Annotated in this window: 20 protein-coding genes; 9 read left to right on the forward strand and 11 right to left on the reverse strand. The window is 36.9% G+C overall.

The window, feature by feature from the left end; translation table 11 throughout:
* Positions 1-92: 92 nt before the first annotated feature.
* Together uvrB and K4G57_RS05915 are read left to right on the forward strand one after the other, a co-directional pair.
* Positions 93-2,069 (forward strand): excinuclease ABC subunit UvrB, encoded by a 1,977-nt coding sequence (gene uvrB, locus K4G57_RS05910; RefSeq protein WP_221532275.1) that lies wholly within the window; start codon positions 93-95, stop codon positions 2,067-2,069.
* Between the two features lie 607 nt (positions 2,070-2,676).
* Entirely contained in the window at positions 2,677-3,942 is a 1,266-nt protein-coding gene (locus K4G57_RS05915) for a tRNA nucleotidyltransferase/poly(A) polymerase-related protein (protein WP_221532274.1), read from the forward strand.
* A gap of 25 nt (positions 3,943-3,967) precedes the next feature.
* Here K4G57_RS05915 and K4G57_RS05920 read toward each other — a convergent pair whose 3' ends face one another.
* Genes K4G57_RS05920 through rfaD form a run of 4 tightly spaced genes read right to left on the reverse strand, consistent with a single transcriptional unit; the run spans position 3,968 to position 7,592 of the window.
* Positions 3,968-4,399, reverse strand: coding sequence for a hypothetical protein (locus K4G57_RS05920; RefSeq protein ID WP_221532273.1), 432 nt, complete (start codon positions 4,397-4,399; stop codon positions 3,968-3,970).
* 1 nt (position 4,400) lies between these two features.
* A complete protein-coding gene (gene gmhA, locus K4G57_RS05925; RefSeq protein WP_221532272.1) occupies positions 4,401-4,961 on the reverse strand; it encodes a D-sedoheptulose 7-phosphate isomerase in 561 nt (186 codons plus the stop codon).
* Complete coding sequence (gene rfaE2, locus K4G57_RS05930; protein WP_346727937.1) at positions 4,949-6,595, reverse strand: D-glycero-beta-D-manno-heptose 1-phosphate adenylyltransferase; 1,647 nt, start codon at positions 6,593-6,595, stop codon at positions 4,949-4,951. The genes gmhA and rfaE2 overlap by 13 nt, the downstream gene beginning before the upstream one ends.
* On the reverse strand, positions 6,576-7,592 hold the full coding sequence (rfaD, locus tag K4G57_RS05935; protein WP_221532271.1) for an ADP-glyceromanno-heptose 6-epimerase: 1,017 nt from the start codon (positions 7,590-7,592) through the stop codon (positions 6,576-6,578). The genes rfaE2 and rfaD overlap by 20 nt, the downstream gene beginning before the upstream one ends.
* Before the next feature lie 169 nt (positions 7,593-7,761).
* Between rfaD and K4G57_RS05940 the strand changes: the two genes are divergently transcribed.
* Entirely contained in the window at positions 7,762-8,571 is an 810-nt protein-coding gene (locus K4G57_RS05940) for an HDOD domain-containing protein (protein ID WP_221532270.1), read from the forward strand.
* A gap of 2 nt (positions 8,572-8,573) precedes the next feature.
* On the opposite strand, the gene ispG is transcribed toward K4G57_RS05940, so the two are convergent.
* The 3 genes from ispG to gltX all read right to left on the reverse strand — a co-directional run bounded on the left by ispG (position 8,574) and on the right by gltX (position 13,343).
* Positions 8,574-9,656, reverse strand: a complete 1,083-nt coding sequence (gene ispG, locus K4G57_RS05945; protein ID WP_221532328.1) for a flavodoxin-dependent (E)-4-hydroxy-3-methylbut-2-enyl-diphosphate synthase — start codon at positions 9,654-9,656, stop codon at positions 8,574-8,576.
* A gap of 12 nt (positions 9,657-9,668) precedes the next feature.
* A complete protein-coding gene (locus tag K4G57_RS05950; RefSeq protein WP_236033247.1) occupies positions 9,669-11,849 on the reverse strand; it encodes a WD40 repeat domain-containing protein in 2,181 nt (726 codons plus the stop codon).
* Positions 11,850-11,912: 63 nt separating this feature from the next.
* Positions 11,913-13,343 (reverse strand): glutamate--tRNA ligase, encoded by a 1,431-nt coding sequence (gene gltX, locus K4G57_RS05955; RefSeq protein ID WP_221532269.1) that lies wholly within the window; start codon positions 13,341-13,343, stop codon positions 11,913-11,915.
* A 192-nt stretch (positions 13,344-13,535) separates the two neighbouring features.
* Between gltX and K4G57_RS05960 the strand changes: the two genes are divergently transcribed.
* From K4G57_RS05960 to K4G57_RS05985, 6 genes are all read left to right on the forward strand, one after another.
* Complete coding sequence (locus K4G57_RS05960; protein WP_221532268.1) at positions 13,536-15,227, forward strand: acetolactate synthase large subunit; 1,692 nt, start codon at positions 13,536-13,538, stop codon at positions 15,225-15,227.
* 3 nt (positions 15,228-15,230) lie between these two features.
* Positions 15,231-15,704 (forward strand): acetolactate synthase small subunit, encoded by a 474-nt coding sequence (gene ilvN, locus K4G57_RS05965; protein ID WP_221532267.1) that lies wholly within the window; start codon positions 15,231-15,233, stop codon positions 15,702-15,704.
* A gap of 66 nt (positions 15,705-15,770) precedes the next feature.
* Positions 15,771-16,715, forward strand: coding sequence for a UDP-3-O-(3-hydroxymyristoyl)glucosamine N-acyltransferase (gene lpxD / locus K4G57_RS05970; RefSeq protein ID WP_429913082.1), 945 nt, complete (start codon positions 15,771-15,773; stop codon positions 16,713-16,715).
* Positions 16,716-16,801: 86 nt separating this feature from the next.
* Positions 16,802-17,119 carry a hypothetical protein gene (locus K4G57_RS05975; protein ID WP_221532265.1) on the forward strand — a complete coding sequence of 106 codons (318 nt, stop codon included), beginning with the start codon at positions 16,802-16,804 and terminating at the stop codon, positions 17,117-17,119.
* A complete protein-coding gene (locus K4G57_RS05980; RefSeq protein ID WP_221532264.1) occupies positions 17,103-17,360 on the forward strand; it encodes a hypothetical protein in 258 nt (85 codons plus the stop codon). Before K4G57_RS05975 ends, K4G57_RS05980 begins: the two co-directional genes overlap by 17 nt.
* 307 nt (positions 17,361-17,667) lie before the next feature.
* Positions 17,668-17,817, forward strand: coding sequence for a FeoB-associated Cys-rich membrane protein (locus tag K4G57_RS05985; RefSeq protein WP_221532263.1), 150 nt, complete (start codon positions 17,668-17,670; stop codon positions 17,815-17,817).
* Here K4G57_RS05985 and K4G57_RS05990 read toward each other — a convergent pair.
* From K4G57_RS05990 to flhB, 4 genes are all read right to left on the reverse strand, one after another.
* Positions 17,810-19,252 (reverse strand): replicative DNA helicase, encoded by a 1,443-nt coding sequence (locus K4G57_RS05990; RefSeq protein ID WP_221532326.1) that lies wholly within the window; start codon positions 19,250-19,252, stop codon positions 17,810-17,812. The genes K4G57_RS05985 and K4G57_RS05990 overlap by 8 nt on opposite strands.
* Positions 19,236-20,003, reverse strand: coding sequence for an EI24 domain-containing protein (locus K4G57_RS05995; protein ID WP_221532262.1), 768 nt, complete (start codon positions 20,001-20,003; stop codon positions 19,236-19,238). Before K4G57_RS05995 ends, K4G57_RS05990 begins: the two co-directional genes overlap by 17 nt.
* Before the next feature lie 12 nt (positions 20,004-20,015).
* Positions 20,016-21,443, reverse strand: coding sequence for an Asp-tRNA(Asn)/Glu-tRNA(Gln) amidotransferase subunit GatB (gene gatB, locus K4G57_RS06000; RefSeq protein ID WP_221532261.1), 1,428 nt, complete (start codon positions 21,441-21,443; stop codon positions 20,016-20,018).
* A gap of 96 nt (positions 21,444-21,539) precedes the next feature.
* Positions 21,540-22,604: a flagellar biosynthesis protein FlhB gene (gene flhB / locus K4G57_RS06005; RefSeq protein ID WP_221532260.1), complete on the reverse strand. Its 1,065-nt coding sequence runs from the start codon at positions 22,602-22,604 to the stop codon at positions 21,540-21,542.
* Positions 22,605-22,606 lie beyond the last annotated feature (2 nt).

A 22,606-nucleotide genomic window follows, 5' to 3' on the forward strand; every position in this document is an offset into this window, starting at 1 on the left:
TTTAAAATCAAGTTTTAGGGGAATATTTTTGTTAAATTGGGTGTAATTTTTCTCAAAGATAAGGTAAAATACGCAATTTTTAAGGGTTTATAATGTTTTCTTTACATTCTTCTTTTAAGCCATCAGGCGACCAGCCAGAAGCAATTAAAACTCTAAGTGCTTTTATCAAAAAGGGCAGTCAATACCAAACATTAATCGGCGTAACAGGAAGCGGAAAAACTTTCTCAATGGCGCATATTATCCAAGAATTACAAATGCCAACTTTAATTATGACGCATAATAAAACCCTTGCAGCACAACTTTATAGCGAGTTTAAAGGCTTTTTTCCAAAAAACCATGTAGAATACTTTATCTCACACTTTGATTATTATCAGCCTGAAGCCTATATTCCAAGACAGGATTTATTTATTGAAAAAGATTCTAGTATTAATGAAGAATTAGAGCGATTGCGCTTGAGTGCGACAACTTCGCTTCTAGCTTATGATGATAGTATTGTTGTAGCAAGCGTGTCGGCAAATTATGGTTTGGGAAACCCTAGAGAGTATTTGGAGATGATTGAGAAATTTGCAGTTGGGCAGGAATATCATCAAAAATCCTTGCTGTTGCGTCTTGTGGATATGGGATATAAGCGCAATGATAATTTTTTTGATAGAGGAGACTTTAGGGTTAATGGAGAAGTGATTGATATTTTTCCTGCATATAATGAGGAAGAAATTGTGCGTTTGGAGTTTTTTGGTGATGCGTTAGAATCTATTGCGCTTTTAGATTCTGTGGATAAAAAGCTGCTTAAAAAGTTGGATTCCTTTGTGCTGTATGCGGCGAATCCTTTTATCGTGAGTGCAGATAGATTAAAGGTAGCAATTAAAAACATTGAAGAAGAATTGCATTTGCGCTTAAAGTTTTTTAAAGAGCAGGGCAAAATGGTGGAATATGAGCGGTTAAAATCACGCACGGAGTTTGACTTAGAAATGATACAAACAACAGGGATTTGTAAAGGAATTGAAAATTATGCACGTCATTTAACAGGTAAAAAACCCGGAGAAACACCTTATTCCTTGCTGGATTACTTTGCGCAAAAAAATCAACCTTATTTGCTAATTGTTGATGAAAGCCATGTGAGTTTGCCACAATTTGGTGGAATGTATGCAGGAGATAGAAGCCGTAAAGAAGTGCTTGTAGAATATGGATTCCGCCTACCTAGTGCGTTAGACAATCGTCCGCTAAAATATGAAGAATTTATTATTAAAGCCCCGCATTTTCTCTTTGTCTCTGCTACACCCGCACAAAAAGAGCTAGAATTAAGCAAAGAACACATAGCAGAGCAGTTAATTCGCCCAACAGGATTGTTAGACCCCTTGTATGAAGTGCTAGATGCGGAAAAGCAAGTCGCAATTCTTTATGATAGAGCAAAGGGAGTGATTGCAAGAGGGGAGAGAGTGCTAGTTACAGCATTGACTAAAAAAATGGCAGAAGAGCTAACAAAATACTACAATGATTTAGGATTAAGGGTGCGTTATATGCACTCTGATATTGATGCAATTGAACGTAACCAAATCATTCGCGCATTAAGAGAGGGGGAATTTGATATTCTAGTAGGGATTAACCTCTTGCGTGAGGGGTTGGATTTGCCTGAAGTGTCCTTAGTGGCAATATTAGATGCGGATAAAGAGGGATTTTTAAGAAGTGAGACAAGTTTAATCCAAACTATGGGGAGAGCTGCTAGAAATGTCAATGGACATGTGCTGCTTTTTGCCTCTAAGATTACGTCTTCAATGCAAAAAGCAATGGAGATTACAGACTATCGCCGCTCTAAGCAAGAAGCCTACAACAAAAAGCACCATATCACACCACAGAGTGTTTCAAGAAAGCTTGATACAGATTTGAAAAACCAAGATTTAGGAATGCTTTATGAGAGGGCAAAGAAGGCAAGCAAGGAGAAAATGCCAAAGAGTGAGAGAGAAAAACTTGTAAAAGAATTAAGTAAGCAGATGCAAGAAGCCGCTAAGGCTTTAGAGTTTGAAGAGGCTGCAAGACTACGTGATGAAATTGCAAAACTACGTGCGCTGTAAGGTTGTAGCAGTGTAATTTGTCGTATTAATTTCTAAAATATTTAAATATTGACTAAACTCTCTGTTCTTGCAAGAAGCAAAGTTGCTGAAACAATTTCTAACTAGTCCAAATCTTGCTTGAAGTGTAACTACTTTGTGGGCTATGCAAGGAAACTAGTGCGACCACACCAAAAACCGCACATATACTATCGTCATAGGCAAATTCAGATCACACTAAAGCGCAAAAATTTTTTTGCCAACATGGAGAGGTTTTGTTTAAGCAAAGCTTAATAAATTGCTACCTTTTGTAAAAATGTAAAAAAATGCGTACTCTTGATGCAAACATGCCCAAAGGAATTGAGTGCAGAGCAGATAGGCTTATTTAAATCCACAATGCTTTGTTGTGGAATCTAATAGGCTTATAAGGGTTTAAAAAATAGAATTATTTTTTGAGTTTTATTTTTTAAGGCAGAAAGTGTATTTAAAATATATCAATGGTGTAGCGATGAAAAAACAAAATGATTATTTTGATGCATATTTTTTAAATAAAATATAAAGAAATTATCTCCGAAAAATTTAGGAAAATTCACTTGGCTTGAACATAGTATTGGCAAGGATTTTAAAAGATATGGCATTTACAAACGAATTGCTAGAAAATACAGATTATACTAAACAGATATATCTTGTCGGTGGTGCCGTGCGTGATAAGCTTTTAGGGATACCGATTAAAGATAGAGATTATGTTGCTGTTGGCTTTAGCGAGAATGATTTTAAACATTTGCACAAAGTTGGCAAGAGTTTTCCTGTTTTTCTCCAAAAAGATGGTTCTCAAATTGCTCTTGCAAGGCGAGAAAAAAAGATAAGGCATGGTTACAATGGCTTTAGCATAGAGATACAGCAAGTCTCCTTATATGAAGATTTAAAACGTCGTGATTTGACCATTAATGCCATTGCCTTTGATGAAGCCACACAAACCTATCATGATCCCTTTAATGGAATCCAAGATTTAGAAAATAAAACCTTACGTCATATCAGTGAGGCATTTTGTGAAGACCCCTTGCGTGTGCTTAGAATAGCGAGATTTCGCGCTAGACTTGGTGGAGAATGGAAAATCCACCCAAGCACAAAGGTTTTAATCTACAAAATGCGTGATGAATTACACTTTTTAGAATCAAATCGCGTGTATAAGGAAGTAGAAGGCGCACTTTTGGAACAGAATTCTCACCTTTTCTTTGAGAGCCTTTTTGAATTAGGCGTTCTTGATGTGATTTTTCCTAGCATTTATGCGCTAACCACGTTAAAAGAGGGTAATTTACACCATTTAGAAGCTTCTGTATTTGCCCATACTATGGAAGTGTTAAAGTTAGTAGAATCCAAAAATATAAAAAGTGATAAACACCGCTTGATTTTAAAATTTGCAAGCCTTTACCACGACATTGCAAAACCATATTGCTATCGTAATTTTGGAAACTCCAAAGGACATGATAATTTAAAAATTGTTACACCACTGCTTGATATTGCGCTACCTAATGCGATAAAAACCCCCATGCTCTTGCTAATCCAAAACCACATTAAAATCTATCTTCTCTCCAAAATGCGCCCTGCAAAATGTGTAGCTTTTTTTGAATCTTACAAAAAAGATTCCACATTGCTAGAACTTCAAATTACCTTATTATTAGCCGATAAACAAGGGAGCATAAGTTTTGAGGCACAACAGAAATTTTCAGATTCCAACTTTTTTGCAGTCCGCACAATGCTATTGAATGCCTTTAAAGCACTTCTAGCCTACTCTCCAAAAGAATGGATTGCACAAAATACACCTAGCCCAAGTGCTATAAAGGCACACATCTTAAAAGAAAAAATTAGAATCTTAAAAGGAATTCTGTATTTTTAAGATATGTTTAAAAATGATTTTTATCCTAGGTTAAAAACGTCTTTAAATCTCCATTAAACTCTGCAATATTCAGGCACTCTGGACATAAAGCTAAGGGCTTATCATGAAAGAATTTAACTTGCACTTTATGCGAATAAATCCCTAAAAAAAAACGCAAGTCATAAGCGACTACGGCTAGAAAATCAGAATTCTTAAGTCCTTCTAAGCAAGCTTTACAGCCACATAAATGCACATAAGGGTCGCCTTGATTTCTAAAGGTTGCTTCTTGGATTTTTGCTTGATAGAGCAAGACTTTTTGACACCTGTTACTAGGATAGTAAAAATAGATTCCTTTCCTATCTGCGCTTAAATCAGAAAAATCCGCCTTGATTCCACCATTTTGGAGCTGCTTAAAAAGCGCAGATTCTAGGCGGAACCCATCATCAGAACATGCAGCAATGATTTTTTCAAAAAACATTTTAATAACTTTTTTCAATCAAATCACAAAGAATATGTCCCATTAAAATATGCATTTCTTGAATACGTGGTGTGTCATTGCTTGGAGAAATCAACAACACATCGCAAAGTTTTTGCATAGTTCCACCATCTCTACCGCTAAAACCCAAAGTCTTACAGCCCATTTTACGTGCGCATTCTAAAGCATTTAGCACATTTTTACTCTCGCCACTTGTTGAGATTCCCCACAACATGTCCCCTTCTCTAGCTAGTGCCTCAAACTGCCTAGAAAATACAAAATTATAGCCATAGTCATTACCGATTGCCGTTAGCGCACTTGTGTCTGTTGTAAGAGCAATTGCACTAAGCCCTTGACGTTCTTTTTTATAACGTCCTGTAAGTTCAGCCGCGATATGTTGCGCATCTGCAGCACTTCCACCATTGCCACAAAGCAGAATCTTATTTCCCCCTTTTAACGTATCAATTGCCATTTTTGCTGCAATTTCTAAGATTGGCACTAAGGATTCCATTTTTTGCGCACTATGTAAATGTGCTTTAATTTCATTTAAAATCACTGCTTGCATTTAGATTCCTTTAAATTTTTAATTTTTTGAATTAGGCTGGTTGTGCTTTTGCCCTCCACAAAGTCAATTAAACGCACTTCCTTGCTAAAGTTTGCTCCAATAACTTCCTTCTCTACGTAGTCTGCGCCCTTTACTAATACATCAGGGCGAATCTTAGCAATCAACTGCTTAGGAGTGTCTGTCTCAAATACCACTACAAAATCCACACACTCTAAGGCGCATAATTGTATGATTCTATCACTTTCACAATTCACTGGACGCTCATTCCCTTTTAGACGCTTGATGGAAGCATCACTATTGAGTCCAACGATTAATAAATCCCCTAATTTACGTGCCTTATGAAGATAGTCTAAATGTCCTAAATGTAAAATATCAAAGCAACCATTGGTGAAAATCACCTTAAATCCCTCTTGCTTTAACTGCTCTAAACTCTCCAAAAAAAGCCCAAACTCACTCTCTTTAATCCACTTATCCTCATAAGGATTAAGCATCTTGCGCTTTAAAATTTTGCTAATTTGCGAGTTAAAACCAAAATTCTCTTTTTGAACATCAAAAACCTTTAGAAACTCGGCATTCACAAGGGTAGAATCTAAAAGATTATTGCGCTTCAAATATGCCAAAATCTCCTGCTTGCTAGCTGTTGCAGAGCCTAACTTGCTTACAACTACTGCAGCTGCTGCATTTGCAAAATATACACTTTGCGCAATAGGCTTATCGAGGGCTAACATATAGGCTAAAGAGGCAATAACCGTATCTCCCGCGCCCGTTACGTCAAAAACTTCACGCGCAATAGTTGGAATTTTCTGTGCTTGAGGGATTTCCTTTTTAGCATTTTTTCTTCTTTTGCTGCTTTGTTGTTGCGTAGCAATTCCTTGATTCTCTCTTTTTTCCATAAAAGCAATCCCATCTTCACTAAGCGTGATGAGTGAAATCTCCAAACCACACAAATTTTGCAAACACACAAGAGCCTCATTTAGATTCTTTGTATCAGAAATTACAATCCCTGTGGCTTCTGTGGCTTCTTTTTTATTTGGTGTTAGAAGCGTTGCACCCTTGTACTTTGTATAATTCTTGCCTTTTGGATCGACTAGAATTTTAATCTTTTTACTTCTTGCTAGAGTGATTAGACGTTGTGTTAGTTCAACACTTAGCACACCTTTTTCATAATCGCTTAGCACAATACACGCAATGTTAGAATCCAAAATTAAAGATTCTGTGAAATTGCAGATAAATTCTTCTCCCTCTCTAGAAATTAGCGTTTTATCCTCTCTATCTACACGTACTACCTGTTGATGTCCAGCAATGATGCGGGATTTTTGCGTGGTTGGGCGATTTGTATGGTAAAAGATTCCATCCGTGTTAATACCAAGTCGCTCTAGCTCTGCTTTTAGTGTGCTTCCTGCACTATCACTCCCTGCCATTCCACAAATCCAAACATTAGAATCTAAGCTAACAAGATTGCTTGCTACATTGCACGCACCACCTAATTTTAGTGATTCTTTTTTAACATCAATCACCTGTACGGGTGCTTCTGGAGAAATGCGCTCACAATTCCCCCAAATGTAATGGTCTAAAATCAAATCCCCAACAACTAAAATATTTGGCTTCACCGACCTATTCCTGCACAATTTCACTCCATACGCCACTTGCGTGAATCGCCTTAATGCTTGGTAAATAGTTTTTTACCCCAACTTCTAAGGAGAAACGTGGCGTGTAGCCTAGAAATTCCTTAGTTAGCACAATATTTGCCTCTGTATGTGTTTGAAAAAATGTATAAGGATTATCAATATACTCTACTGCAAACTCACCTAAATCCATTTTCAAACATGCAACAATGGCATTAAAAGAACGTGCATTGCCACTACCAACATTATACACGCCACTTTTTTTGGATTCCATTGCTTTAACATTTGCCTGCACCACATCTTGGATATATACAAAATCACGCTTTTGTTCACCCATTTTAAAAAGGCGCACTTTTTTTTGTCTTAAGGCTTGTAAGCTAAGTTGCAAAATCATCGAAGCTGTCTTGCCTTTATGCACTTCATTTTCGCCATAAACATTAAAATAACGCAACCCAACAATTTTTAGTTCTGGATAACGTTGCAAGTATTTTTGCGTAAGATTGTCCATCATTAGTTTTGAAAAACCATAAACATTTTCTGGAATCTCACCATCTCCTATACTATTTGGAGCATGAGAGTTGCCATACACGCCCGCACTTGAAGCATAAATCATTCTTGCATTACTGCGCACACACAAATCTAGTAAATCTTTATACGCATTCACATTTGCGCGCAAAACTGCCTCTTGATTCATCACGGTCGTATCGGAAATAGCTGCTTGATGAAAGATATAATCAAAGTTGAAGCTCTCCAAACGCTCTAAGTCTTCTTTGCTTGTAATATCCCCAACAATCACTTCCCCCTTAAAATCTAACAGATTTTTAAAATGCCCAAGCGACTTGAAATGCCCATTACTAAAAGTTTTTTCACTCCTAAAGCTATCAAAGATAACTACTTCAGCTTTATGGTATTTTTGGAAATAAAGTGCTAAATTTGAGCCAATAAACCCTGCACCACCAGTAATTAGAATCTTTTTACCCTCTAGGGAATCATCAATATATTGCATTTTATCTCCTAAAATTTTTAAAACAACAAATTTTTAAAACAAACTCTCACAATTATAACAAAAACCGCATAATATTGCGCAAATCAAGGCACAAAAATGCGTATTTTATGTTATATTTATAAAAATTTTATTGTATTAGCATATCTGCATATTTTTGAGAGTCCTTGTTGTGAAAAATCTTATTGATACTAATATAGAAGCACTTCCTCCACTGCCACAGACTATTGCTGAACTTCAGAAAATTTGCCTAAACGAAGAAACAACAACAAAGCAAGTTGCTAACGTTATTGGAAAAGACCCCTTTTTGACTACAGAATTGATTAAATATGCAAACTCTCCTATTTATGGTTACACACGCAAGATTCACTCTGTTTTTCAAGCTGTTTCTATGTTTGGAATCTCCACAGCAAAAGGGTTAGCTATTGCTAGTGCGGTAAAATCAAGTTTTCAAATTGATTTAAGTCCTTATAAAATTAGCACAAGGCAATTTGTCTATGCTGCAAACTTAAAAAGTGCGTTTTTGCTCCATTGGTATCAAGATAAAAAGGAATTATTAGGAATCCTAATGCCATGCGCACTTATAATGCATATTGGAATGGTTATAATTACAGATTGTATAAAAAAGAAAAATCAAGAACAAAACTTTATGCAAAAATTTGATCCTCAAGCCTTTATAGATTCTGAAAATACACTCATCGGATACAATCAATTTGAAATTTTGGAGCTTTTGTTTGAGCATTGGAATTTTGAGCACACAATGGTGCAAGTTGCACATCATCTCTTAGAAGATGAAGTTCCAAAAGACTTAGAGCCTTACATTTATCCTTTGAGGGTAGTCAATGCGCTAATTAGTCCTTTTAGTATTGCAAACCAAACACAAATCAACACCGCCTTGCAATACATACGTCACTACAAATTAGATACGGAATCTTTCAATACTACGTTAGAACACATCAAAACTCTTCAGGGGTTAGTGTAGTTTTATTCACCTTTCTTTTGGGTTTGTAGCATTTCTTGCTCTGTCTTTATTACTTCTTTAATAAACACATCAATCAACTCTTCTTGCTTATATTTTCCAACAATTTCACCCTTTTTAATCACAAGCCCATCTCCATTTCCAAAAGCAATGGCAACATCAGCATGCTTTGCCTCCCCTAAAGCATTGACTGCACAGCCCATAACAGAGAGTTGCATTGGGGCGATGATTTTTGGCATACGTTCTTTTATTTCCTTTAAAATCGGCACTAAATCTGCTTGTAATCTCCCACAAGTTGGACAAGAAATATAAGTAATCCCTTCCTTTTGTCGCCCGCTAAAACGCAAGATTTCGCGTGCAACTTCAATCTCTTTTTCTAGTTCTCCCGTGATAGAAACGCGCATTGTATCTCCAATCCCCTCCATTAAAAGCCCACCTAGTGCCATAGAGCTTTTAATCATAGAAGATTCCAAATCCCCTGCTTCAGTAACGCCTAAATGAAAAGGATATTCCACTAAAGGTCGTAACATTCTATATGCTGCCATTGTGCGTTCTACATCACTAGCCTTCAAAGAAACTTTAAGATTTGTAAAACCAAAATCCTCTAAAAGCTTAATATTATACAATGCGGATTCCACCATTCCCTTAGGAGTTGCACCATACTTTTCTTCAAACTGCCTCTCCAAACTCCCCGCATTAACTCCGATTCTAATAGGAATCCCACGTTCTTTACATGCATCTACTACTGCTTTGATTTTTTCTTTTGAGCCAATATTTCCGGGATTTATACGGATACAATCCACAGATTCTGCGGCAATAAGGGCAAATTTATAACGGAAGTGAATGTCTGCAACAAGTGGCAAGGAAATCATATTTTTGAGTGTTTTGAGTGCATTTGCATCTTCTCTATCACTCACAGCAACACGTACAATATCACACCCTGCAAGTTGCAAACAATCAATTTGCGCTTTTGTTGTTTCTAAATCTGCAGTTTTACTAAACACCATACTCTGCACAGAAATTGGTGCATCACCACCTACTAGCACATTACCCACAGCAATTTGTTTTGTTTTATAACGTGCTTTAATTAGAGATTCCAACTATTTACTTTCTCCTTCATGTTGGTGTAAAGGTTGGTCATCAATGGATAGCAAGGAATCTGCTATGATTGTTGTAAGATAACCTTTAGGATTCCCATCAAAAGGAATACTATCTAGCTCATGTTGCAATCCCATTTCGCTTACAACCTTCTTTAGTTCCTCATCTTTACCATAGCGCTCAATGTAATATTGAAATGTTTCTTTCCATGAAATATTCTCTTGCGCACCCTCTTTGCCCGGAGCATTCTTTGCAAATTCTGCTAAATAGGCAATCTTCAAAATCGCTGCAATCTTATCAACCCAACATTCAATATGCAAATAGTCTTTTAAATTATCTAGTGCACTCTTGCCATTTCCTACAACAGCAAAATTAAAAGCCATTTTCTCATGCTTTTTGAAAGTATCATACAAAAGCTTATATTCAGGCATAGAGCGCAACTCATAATGTTCCTCTGCAAGCCTAAAAGCTTCGCTTAACTTACGCTCTTTGCAGACTTGAGAGAAATCTTGTTTGAGTTGAATAATTTTAACTTTAGAGTTTGCAGCATTTTTAAAAGGAGCCATAGAGGCAAGCAATTTACACACTTCAAGTGCCTTTGCAAACTCATTTTGATTCTCTAGTGTATTAACCCTTTGGATAATCTGATCGCCAATTAAAAGCGCACTTTTATAGATAAGCACATCTTTTAAAAACGGAAAGCGCTCGGTCATTTTAAAATATTCCACAAAATTTTTTGCGCGGTATTCCTTATCCGCTTGCACATATTTATCGCTATTTCTAAGCAACATCATTGCGGAATCTTTTTTGCATTTTGCCAAAGTAAAAGGACGCAATAGATCTTGAGCTTTTGCTAGGTTACCTTGTGGATCTTGAAATAACAAGTGTTTGCAAACTTCAATAGTCTTATTCCATAAGCTTTCCATCTCTTCATAAGCAATCGTATCTTTTAAATAGGGGTGCTGCTCACTCAAACGATATGCCTCGGCATAATTTTTTGCTTCTAAGGCATCCATAAACTTCGCTGTAAATTCCTTTTGTTGCCAATAATAATCAAACTCTTCTTTTTTTGCTTTATCTAGCATAAAAGGCTCAATAATTGCTGTTGCTTCTTGTATTTGGTCTTTTGCTAATAAATCAATTGCTTTTGCTAAAGCTTCTTTCCATTGCGATTCTAATTTCGTGCAATACACATCAAGTGTTTTTAAGAAAACATTTTTTTGCTGAATCACACCAAGTGCGCCTTTTAAATCATCTTTATCTAAGAATTCTAGCAGTTCTTCACGTGCTTCATCAATATCCACAATCTCTACCACGCCATCAGAATAACCCAAATGAAGTAAATTCTCATAAAAGCGCATTGCTGTAATTCCATTTTGCTCCAAAGAGATAGAATCTACAAGCGCATCATCACTTAAGCGGATAATTCTAAGTTGCTTATCCTTGCCCCCAACAATCGCAAACTCTTCACCCGGAAGCTTGTGGCAAGTCGTTAGCCAAGCACCTTGTAGTAACGTTTCTCTAATGATTTTATTCTCTTTAATATCATAGGTTAAAATTTTGCCTTCTTTTGTTACACAAAATAGGAGTGTGTTGTCGGCATAAAAAAAGGCATCTTCAATAAGATAGTCCATTTTTAGTGTAGCAACTTGTGTATTTTTTACGATATTAAAAATCGTAGCACTCTTACCAAAACATGCGGAGAATATTAAACTATCATCATCACTAAAAACAATAGAGGAGATTGTATCTGGTAGGGGTGGAAGACTTAGAATAAGTTCATGATGATCGGCTGAATACACAAGCACTCGTCCATCCTCACCACCGGTTGCTAATAGACTATCATCATAGGAGTATGCGATTTTAGAAATTTGGAGTTTTTGCCAAGTGAGCTGTGCGATTGGAGCAATGTTGGAATCGGTTTTGACCACAACACCTTTTGTGGATTTTGCAAAGCCTAAGGCAACCCTTTGAGCAGTATGTGAAACAGCTACTGCTTTGCTAAAGTGATGTAAAGGTTCAATATCTTTAGCAAGTTGCAACACACTATCTATTACATAGTGTTCTTTTGTGAATTTGGAGATATTATAAAAATTATCCACACAAACAATGGAATCTTCACCAACACCTATTCCTAAGGCACTTCCAACAAGTCTTATTCTTCCTTTTACCGGGAACATCATAAATCTCCTATCCCAAAAAATTCCTAATAAAAATTATACTCTTTTCTCTATTTAAAATATATTTTATTTAGAATCTGTTTCATTTCCAATGCTTTTAGCATACCTTAAACTCTCTAATGCCTTTAAAATACGCTCCTTTGTCTCATTAATGCCCAAAGCTGCTATAAGTGATGAGATTCCAACCCCACCACTACTTCCTAACAAAGCATAACGCAAGGGCATAAAAAGATTTTTTGCCTTAAGCCCGTGAAAGTCCGCAAATGTCGCAATTTCCACTTCTACATCTTGCGCACTTTGGAAAGGTTTTTTAAGCGTATTTAGATACACAATAAACGCATTAAAAAAGTGAATATTTTCGTCAGTTTTTACCTTTTGGAGCATTTTTTTATCAAAGGACTCCACTGGGTTTAAGCACTTTTTTAGAATCTCCACAAATTCTACCAAAGTCTTTGATCTCTCTTTAATTTCTGGATATAAAACCTCTTGCACTACCACACTTGGCACACTTGCACCATAAAAAGGCAGAATCGCATTTATAGATTCCGCATTTAGCGCATTTAAATAGTGAGCATTTAGCCACAATAGTTTTTCTGCATTATAAGAAGAAGGTGCTGAGTTTAGATTGTTTGGATTGAAAAGCTCTAGCATTTCTCGCATAGAAAAAATCTCTGTATCACCATGACTCCAACCTAGGCGCACTAAGAAATTCAAAAGAGCCTGTGGCAAATATCCTAAAGCTTTGTATTCCATGACGCTCATTGCGCCATCACGTTTGCTTAGCTTTTTGCCCTCTGGATTCAAAATCATAGGAACATGAAAAAAACGTGGCACAGGAAATCCTAGTGCTTCATACACTACAATTTGTTTTGGTGTGTTGCTTAAATGGTCATCTCCACGAATAACATCTGTAATCCCCATTAATGCGTCATCAATAGCTACAACAAAGTTATAAGTTGGCACTCCATCACTTCTTGCGATAATAAAATCATCTAATTCTTTTGCGCAAATACGCATTTCACCCTTAATGCCATCTTTAAAATAAACCTCACCCTCTAGGGGAGCTTTTATCCTAACGACAGGTTTTACACCCTCTGGAGGAGTACCGATAAAGTCACGATAACGTCTATCATAATGCCACACTTTCCCTTTTGCTTCCGCCTCTTTACGATTTGCTTCTAACTCCTCTTTTTGCATATAGCAATAATACGCCTTGCCTTCTTTGAGTAGGCGTTCCACATACTTTGCATAGAGTGCAAAACGTTGACTTTGATACACCACTTCACCATCATAGTCCATTCCCACCCAATTAAAAGCTTGAAGAATTGCATCTTTAGCATCTATGGAGTTGCGCGCTAAGTCCGTATCCTCAATCCTCAACAAAAACTTGCCTCCATTTGCTCTAGCATAAAGGTAGTTAAACAATGCTGTGCGCAAACCACCAATATGTAAATAACCTGTGGGAGAGGGCGCAAAACGCGTTACAATATTGTTCATAAATACTCCTAAAGTAAGGATTAACCCTTAAATCTTGTGCAGAATCTTACCTTAAAGATTCTAAATTTTCTCCCTAAAGCCATAGAATTTTGCGTAGGAAAATCTACAACAAACTACCTAAACTTAGAATCTTAAAAGCGTTGTTAAAGTTTTGTTAAAGTAGAATCAAGCAAAAAATAATTAGGATTTTTTATGCAATTAAATGGCTCTGAAATGGTAATGCACGCACTTAAAAACGAAGGTGTGAAAGTGGTTTTTGGTTATCCAGGCGGTGCTGCACTAAACCTTTATGATGAAATTTATAAGCAAAACTTCTTTGAACATATCTTAGTGCGACATGAACAAGCGGCTGTGCATGCAGCAGATGGCTATGCTAGAGCAAGTGGTGAGGTTGGCGTTGCTATTGTTACAAGCGGACCTGGCTTTACAAACACAATTACTGGAATCGCAACTGCCTATATGGATTCCATTCCCTTAGTGATTATTAGCGGACAAGTCCCAACAAGCTTAATCGGAACAGATGCGTTTCAAGAAATTGACGCAGTGGGAATCTCGCGTCCTTGCACAAAGCATAATTATCTTGTAAAAAGTATTGAAGAACTCCCTAGAATTTTAAAAGAAGCCTTTTACATTGCAAGAAGCGGACGCCCGGGACCCGTGCATATTGACATACCAAAGGATATTAGTGCAATAGTTGGCGAGTTTAACTATCCAAGTGAGATTAAACTCCAAACTTACAAGCCAACCTACAAAGGCAATGTGCGTCAAATCAAAAAAGCTGCTCAAGTCATAAAGGAATCCAAAAAGCCACTGTTCTATCTTGGTGGCGGCACAATTGCATCAGGAAGTGCTAAGATTATCAAAGAATTGTGTGAATTTACGCAAATCCCAGCGGTTGAAACACTAATGGCACGTGGAATCCTACCGCATAATCACCCAAATCTTTTAGGAATGATAGGAATGCATGGAAGCTATGTGGCAAATATGGCAATGAGCGAAGCAGATTTGCTCATTGCTCTTGGTACGCGCTTTGATGATAGGGTTACAGGGAAGCTTAGTGAGTTTGCAAAATATGCGCAAATTATCCATATTGATATTGACCCAAGTAGCATTAGTAAGATTGTGAATGCAACATATCCTATTGTTGGAGATATTAGGAGTGTATTAGAAGAGCTCTTGCCTCTTTTGCGCGAAGAATATGATTCTAAATCCACGCTTGTTTGGAGAGAGCAATTAGAGCGCTACAACAAGCTTCACCCTTTAAGCTATGAGGATTCCACGACTCCACTAAAACCTCAATGGGTGCTTGAAAAACTTGGAGAAATGCTGAGGGATTCAACTCTAATTAGCACAGATGTTGGACAGCATCAAATGTGGGTGGCGCAGTTTTATCCTTTCAAGCACCCTAGACAATTTATCACGAGTGGCGGCTTAGGCACTATGGGCTTTGGTTTGCCTGCTGCAATGGGAGCTAAAAAGGCATATCCAAACAAGATTTCTATTAATATTAGTGGTGATGGCTCAATTTTGATGAATATCCAAGAATTAATGACTTGCGCAGTGTATGGAATTGCTGTAATTAATATCGTGCTAAATAATAATTATTTGGGTATGGTTAGGCAATGGCAGACTTTTTTTTATGGTGACCGCTATTCTGAAACAGATTTAGAACAACAACCTGATTTTGTAAAACTTGTGGAATCTTTTGGTGGTTATGGCAGAGTTTGTTATACAAAAGAAGATTTTATAAATGCGATGCAAGAGGCAATAGCTTCTAATAAACCTGCTTTGCTTGATGTGCGCATTGACAGAATGGAAAATGTCTTGCCAATGGTGCCAACAGGTGGTGCATTATTTAATATGATTTTAGAACATAAGGAGTAGGCGATGGAAATTAAACGCACAATTACGGTGACCGTTCTTAATGAACATGGCGTTTTATCGCGTATTAGTGGGCTATTTGCTGGACGTGGCTATAATATAGAATCCTTAACCGTTGCACCTATTTTAGATTCCAATCTCTCACGTATCACTATTGCTACAAAAGGGGATAATAAAGTGCTAGAGCAAATCATTAAACAGCTCCATAAACTTATTCCTGTGTTAAAAGTGCTTGAAGATGAGCAAATTATAGAACAAGAATCCCTACTTGCAAAATTTAACATTGAAGGAAATTTAAGCGCAATTAGCACACTCTTTAATGCTTTTAATGGAAGGCTTTTGGAAGCAAATGACAAATATGCGATTTTTGTTGCCTGTGATACACCCACACGCATTAATACGCTTTTAAATGCGCTAAGAATCCACAAACCTAAGGATATTACTCGCAGTGGAATCCTAGCAATTGAATCCAACAACTAAAGGATAGATATGGAGCTAAAAGAAATTGTTACGATTTTGAAAAACAAGAGTGCTTTAGAGTGTGTAATGCACTATAAAAATGGCTGGGAAGTGCATTCTAGTTTTTTTGATTCTACTCCTATTTTCAATCTAGAATCCCCCCAAAACGCTACTAGCGATTCCATTACTTTTTTAGAAAAAGACAGCTATATTGAACAAATAAAAACTAGTAAGGCAAGAGCAATTTTGACACGCAAAAACCATGTGGATACACTTCCAAAATCTGCGTTTGCATTAGTATGTGAAAATCCTTATCTTGCAATGGCGTATTTAACAGAATATTTTGCCATTCCGCTCTTTAGCGCAAAGACATCACCAAAGATTGCAGAAAGTGCGCAAATTGCTAGCAATGTTAGCATTGGTAAGGGGAGTGAGATTGGCGAAAACTGCGTAATTTTAGCTAATGTAACCATTGGTGAGAATGTCAAAATTGGCACAAATTGTGTGTTATTTCCCGGAGTTTGCATTTACAATGATTGCGTGATTGGAGATAATGTTAGAATTCACGCAAATAGCGTCATTGGAAGTGATGGCTTTGGCTATGCACACACAAAAGACGGACGCCATGTTAAAATTTATCACAATGGAAAAGTTGTGCTTGAAAATGATGTGGAAATTGGCGCAAACACAACCATTGATAGGGCTGTATTTGGAGAAACACGTATTAAACAAGGCACAAAAATTGATAATCTTGTTCAAATTGGGCACAATTGTAACATCGGTGAGTTTTCTATTATCGTCTCACAAGCTGGGATATCAGGATCTACCTCAACAGGACGCAATGTTGTCCTTGGTGGGCAGTGCGGAAGTGCTGGGCATTTGCATATCGGTGATTTTACGCAAGTGGGTGCGCGTGGCGCAATTTCAAAAAGCTTACCGGCAAATGGAAAATTCTCTGGACATCCGCTCTTGCCGATTCAAGATTGGCTAAAGCTCCAAGCACTCTTAAAGAAAATGTTAAGAAAGTCTTAGTCTCTAATTTATAAGAGTAATTTAAGTTATCATATTATATTCTACATTAATAAAGAGAAAAGAAATCCCAAACAACGGAGGCAGTTATGAAGGAGACGAGAATCTACAAAAGACTTCCTTTAAATGGTAGTGAAAACGGAAGGCTAGATTTTGCAATTATTGAAGAGCCTTATGGTGAAGATAGTCAAGCCGTAGTTAGCATTTGTGCCTCTATCGGTGATGCGCAGTCATGGAAAATTCATTTGCCACTTAAGCAAATTAAGGCTATTCGCAAGGCACTAAAAGAATCCAAAGTGGCATATAAAAAGCTTAAAAAAGAAAGCAAAAAAGCGCAAAAACTTGCCAAGGTTGCAGCAAAAAAGCCGAAAAAATCTACAAAGCAAAATAATGAAGCAAAAAATTAAAAAATTCTCTTACAAAATCCCCTTAAAAAGTAGCCTTATTGAGAGTGGCTATATTGAGGTTTCCACTTTTGATATTCCAAACGTTGATGAGAAAAAGGATAATCAAGGCGGGGTTTGCATTAAGGTCAAAGTTGATGATAATATAAAAGGCATTGAACAGACTGAAGAATCCATTGTGATTCCGCGCAGACAAATTAAAACACTGCGCAAAGCCCTAAAGAAAATTAGCAGAAAAATTTAGCCTTTTGGGTATGGCTTAACGCTAAAATCTAGAAAATCCTCGTTATAAAATCTATACCGCGTTCATTAGTAATAAAAGACATTAAAGAGCAAGAAATTATTTTTACTCTAATTTAACTTCATTTCAAGCACAACATTTGTTTGATTCTCCATTATTCTTTGTATTTTGATTCTATTTTTTGTTTTTTATTTATTGCTATTTTTACTTTAAGCTAAACTAATGGCAATTTTAGTTAGAAATACCTCCTGCCTTAGCAAATCTTAAAACACAGAATTGCTAGCTATGCTAATGGAATTAAGGAACAATAATGAGTGATTCTATTTTACTTGCCGTAATTTTTATACTATCTAGTGGTTATTTAGCCTACAAACTCTATCCCAAAAAAGGTAATAATTGCGGTTGTGGCAATTGCGATTGTCAATCTAAAAGTATAGAAAAAAACAAAATATCTAAATAATTGGTGCTTCTACCTTGTCATTTTGCGGTGGTATGAATTTGGTCTGCGTATTTTCAGAGAGATTTTCATACACAATTTGCATAGATGGATTTGCTTCACTTATATCCATAAAACGTGTGCAATGCTTTTGAAACATGAGTTTTACTGCACCAATTGGACCATTACGTTGTTTGCCAATGATAATCTCTGCTTCTTCTTCGTTTTTTAGGACAAAAGTGCTTTTATACTCCTTACCCTCCTTCTTAGCAGCCTCCTCTTTTTCTTTTTCATCTTTTTGCTTATACACTGCATCACGATACACAAATAAAATAATATCTGCGTCTTGTTCAATAGAGCCAGATTCTCTTAAATCCGATAGAATGGGTCGCCTATCACTTCTTTGCTCCAAACTTCTATTTAATTGAGAGAGTGCAATAATAGGAATCTCAAGTTCTCTAGCAATCATTTTGAGACCACGACTAATTTCGCTCACCTCTTGGTGTCTATCTTTGTTGCTTGCCCCGCTCATTAACTGCAAATAATCAATCACGGCAAGTCCTATTTCTGGGTGTTTTGACTTAATTTTACGCAGTTTTGTGCGGAGTTGGTGAATGGTCAAAATACTATTATCATCAATAAAAAGTGGTGCTTTACTCATCACATCTACCGCGTGAGAGAGATTACTCCACTCATCATCTTGTAAATTCCCCACGCGCAAGACTTGCAAGGCAATAGAAGTTTTAGCTGATAGCATTCTTAACATAAGTTGTTCTGCTGGCATTTCAAGACTAAAAAACGCAACTCCACGCCCGGTATCAAGTGCTTTTTGCACCATATTTAACACAAGCGTTGTTTTTCCCATTGCAGGACGAGCGGCAATGATAATTAAATCCCCATTGCCAAAACCCGTTGTCATTTTATTTAGGCTTACAAATCCTGTATCCACACCAATTAGCAAGTGATTTCCACGTGCTTTCATTTTATTAATATATTCCATTGTGGCTTCCGAGACTTCTTTTGCATTCCTAAACTCACGACTTTCATGCACATTTGTGATTTTATAAAGCTCACTTTGGAGATAATCCATGATCTCCTGTACACTAGAGTTTCCATCGTTTGTAGATTCTTGAATCTTTGTAGCAAAAGAATGCAGTTTGCGCTTAATAGAGGCATCACGAATCTCATTAGCATAAGCTTTCACATCTCCAATTGGACTTGTTGTTAGCACATTTAAAAGCTCTTCTTGTGTGATAGGACGCGCTTTTGTGGAGAGCTTTAGGATAAATTCTTCATCAATAGGTCTATCGGTGCGATGTAACTCCAACATCGCAAAGAAAATATTTTTATGTGGAGTGTAAGAAAAATCCTCCGGAGTTAGCAATTCAGCCAATGTGTCTAAACGTTCAGAATCAAAGAGAATCGAACTTAAAACTGCACGTTCAATTTGGATTTGCATTTCCATAATTTTCCTTCAACTTAATATCAAAAAATAAATGTGTAAGCACACTTAGAGCATATACGGGTGAGAAAAAGCCAAGAATAGGAATTAGACTTATCCCAAAAAGAGGTAGAACAACACTTCTAATTTTGCCTTTTTGTATGGTTTTTACACTCTTAAACGTGTCTTTTTTAAAAATTGTTGTGCCAACATCTGTAATCATTGTCTTAGAAAAGAGCCAGTAGCTTGGGAGTAACATCACAAAACCGCCAATAAAAGGGACAAAGTAAAAAGGCAGCAACATAAGCAAAAACAGCCCATAACACAGATACACGCTAACAAGCCATAACAAAGACATAATAGAGCTCATATTTCCCTCAATACTACACTTTTGATAATGTAAATCACGGATATAACGCACTACATAAGGCGTAACAAAAGCACACACAAGCAGTGAGATTAACAACGAACCAGCAAACACTCCAAAGGCAAACAATACAATCACAGAAGTTTTTATTACATAATCAAAAAGGGATTGCACCCAAGTTAGCCACGCACTGCTAAAGCCAAAATCCACACGCAAAGTCGCATACAAAGCTGCATACCAATCTACACCAAAGGCATAAAGGATTCCACATAATAAAACAAAAGCAAGCAACAAAGGCAAAAATGCAAGTCCTAGCAAATACGGAGTGAAAAAATCATGCCCTCCAAGCTCAAAATACTCTTGCACATTCCTTAACCTAGAATCTACTTGCACACTCTCCACTACTAGTCCTTGTTATTGTAACTTCTCTTTTAAAAGTTCATTAACTCTTGCAGGATTCACTCCTTTTGCACTCTTCATTACTTGCCCAACAAAGAATCCAAAAAGCTTGTCTTTTCCGCTTTTATATTCAGCAACCTTATTAGCATTTGCATTTAATACAGAATCAATTGCATTTAAAATCACTCCATCGTCATTGACTTGCTCCAATCCCATTTCTAAAATTAGCGCATCCACATCTCCTCCGCGCTTTTGTACAAGCACATCTAAGATTTCTTTTGCGCTTTTTCCACTAATTTTACCCTCATCTATGCGTTTGACTAAAATTGCTAGCACACTAGAATCTATTCCACAATTTTGGAGAGTATTTTCACCCTTTAATCGTCCTAAAAGCTCTGTTGTTAGCCAAGTTACAGAACCTTTTGCACTTGCCCCAAGACTTAGCATAGACTCAAAATACAGTGCCATTTCAAGCTCACTTGTTAGCACACTTGCATCACTTGCCTTGATTCCAAAATCACGAATGTATCTCTCTCTTTTTTCATCAGGCATTTCTGGAATCTCCCTGCCCTCTTGCATTAGCACTTCATCAATAAATACAGGGAGCAAGTCTGGATCCGGAAAATAGCGATAGTCTGCAGCTTCTTCTTTACCACGCATTGAACGCGTTGTGCCTTTTGTGGTATCAAAAAGCCTTGTTTCTTGCACAACTTCGCTTTCATAATTTCCATCTTCCCATGCTTCAATTTGTCGTTCCACTTCATATTCAATGGCTTTTTGGATAAATTTAAAGGAATTTAGATTCTTAATTTCTACTCTAGTATAAAGTTTGGAATCTCCTTTTGGGCGGATAGAAACATTTGCATCACAACGGAAGCTACCTTCTTGCATATTTGCATCACTAATTCCTAGAAAGCGCACGATAGAGTGAAGCTTTTTAAGATAAGCAATTGCTTCATCGCTACTACGCATATCTGGTTCACTTACAATCTCTAGCAGTGGGGTGCAAGCACGATTTAAATCCACTTTAGAATGATTCCCCTCATGGATATTTTTACCCGCATCTTCTTCCATGTGTGCTCGTGTTACGCCAATGATTTTTTTCTCACCATTAACTTCAATCTCAATATTTCCACGCCCAACAATTGGAATCTCAAATTGACTAATCTGATAAGCTTTTGGTAAATCTGGATAAAAATAGTTTTTGCGTGCAAACACAGAATTTTGGTTAATCTCTGCATTAATTGCGCTCCCAAAGGAAATTGCTTTTTTCACCACTTCACGATTTAACACAGGCAAAGCCCCGGGTAAGCCTAAACAAGTGGGACAGACATTTTTATTAGGCTCCTCTCCAAAACTTGTCGCACACGCACAAAAGATTTTTGTTTTTGTATTGAGTTGGACATGCACTTCAAGCCCGATAATCGTTTCATAAGCACTCATTTTAGCCCCTTTTGCTAGATAAAAATTAGCGCAATTCTAACGTGTTTTATATTGCAGAAACATTATACAATTCTTAGATTCTAACTTTTTTGTAATCTATGCTCTTTTGCGTCTTTCGTTAATACGTTGCACTTCAAGAAGCACACTTACCATTGCTTTATAGAGGGATTCTGGAATCTCTTTGTCAAGCTCAACATCTTTATACAATGCCCTTGCAAGAGGAGGATTTTCAATAATTGGAATCTCATGTTCATTAGCAATTTCTTTAATACGTTGGGCTAAGAAATCCACTCCCTTAGCAAGCACACGCGGTGCGTTCTCTTTTTTACCATCATAGCGCAAAGCCACAGCATAATGCGTTGGGTTTGTAACCACCACATCGGCACTTGGAATATTTTGCATCATTCTTTTTCTAGCTGCTTGAAACATTAAAGAGCGGATTTTTCCTTTAACCTGTTGGTCCCCTTCTTGATTTTTAAATTCATCTTTAACTTCTTGCTTACTCATACGCAAGGATTTAAAATATTGATAACGTTTAATCATATAATCCACGCTTGCCATCACTAAGAAAAATGCTAAAAGGATTCCAATTAGAATAATTGCCTTATCCCTAAACCACAGCATTTGCTCACCAAGCGGAAAGAGTGCCACAGTTGTTAGTTCATGCATAAAACCGATAAAGACAAAAAAGGCAATGATAAAAGCAGTGAGCACTTTAAAAGTGATTAAAAAGCCATCAAGGAGCTTTTTAAGGGAGATTAGATTCTTCATTCCTGTGATAAAGTTTAACTTTTGAAGTTTTGGTTGGATTGCTTTTCCTGTTAATAAAAACCCGCTTTGAGAAACATTTGCAACTATTCCTATTACCATTAAAGTTGCGAAAATAGGTGCTAACAAATACAGCACTTGAAGAACCAAAGAAATCGCAATTGTCATTGCATTAGAGCGCGTAAAATCTTGATTAAAGCCTTGATAAATTTGCTCAAATAAACCTCCAAGCCCACGCACCCAAAAGTTAAAACATAAAAACACAAGTGCTAACCCCACAACAAGCCCTAAAAACGCATTAACATCAGGACTCTTTAAGACATTACCCTCTTCTCGCGCCTTCTCTATCTTCCGCGCGGTGGGTTCTTCGGTCTTCTCTGCGTCATCTGCCATAA

This window comes from Helicobacter turcicus, from assembly GCF_019711685.1.
Taxonomy (GTDB): domain Bacteria; phylum Campylobacterota; class Campylobacteria; order Campylobacterales; family Helicobacteraceae; genus Helicobacter_D; species Helicobacter_D turcicus.